Here is a 727-nt window from a genome sequence, read left to right on the forward strand (position 1 = left end):
GTCGAACTCGGGGTGCGGGGCGAGGGCTTCGGCCAGTTCGCGGGTGATGGCGCCCTTGCCGGTCCAGCCGTCGACGAAGACGACGTCGGCGGGGTTGTGGTGGGCGGCCAGCCAGCGCAGGGCGGTGGTGTCGATTCCGCGGCCTCGCACGATGGACAGGGCGTGGTGCGGGAGTTCGACGCCGTGGCGGGCGAGTGCCCAGCGGCGCATCAGGACGCCGACGGGGGTTCCGGCGCGGGCGAGGGAGACGAGCACCGGCGGGCGGCCCTCGCCGCCTCGTTCGGCGAGCACGGTCTCGGTGACCGCGCCGACAGCCCGGGCGATGCGGGCGGCCGAGGCGTCCAGCGCGCTCTGGAAGAGCCGCTGGTAGTCGGCGCTGGGCTGGTACTCGACGGGCAGCGACTCGGCGTAGTGGGCGCCGCCGTTCTGGATGGCCTCCTCGCGCTCCTCGGTGGGCGCCTCCAGTCGGACGTCGGAGAGGTCCTGGAGCAGCCAGCTGCACTCGTCGGCGGTGTAGGAGGAGAAGTCGGGTCCGCCGAGCGGCGCGGGGAGCGGCAGCCAGGAGGGGACGACGGCGAGCAGTACGCGGCCGGTGTGGGCGGCGAGGTGGGCCAGTAGACCGTCGGGGGCGTGGAGCCCGGGGGTGTCGCCGGTGGAGTCGGTGACGACGACGACCGCGTCGAACGGCGATCCGTCGGAGGCGGGGCTGACGTTGTAGGCGTAGCGG

1 protein-coding gene is annotated in these 727 nt (G+C 74.4%); it reads right to left on the bottom strand.

What is annotated here, in order from left to right; genetic code table 11:
* Nucleotides 1–727 (bottom strand): cysteine protease StiP domain-containing protein (locus FNX44_RS27400; protein WP_267129500.1); only part of this gene is annotated, 727 nt, incomplete at both ends.

It is taken from the genome of Streptomyces alkaliterrae (assembly GCF_007097205.2).
GTDB classification, from domain to species: domain Bacteria; phylum Actinomycetota; class Actinomycetes; order Streptomycetales; family Streptomycetaceae; genus Streptomyces; species Streptomyces alkaliterrae.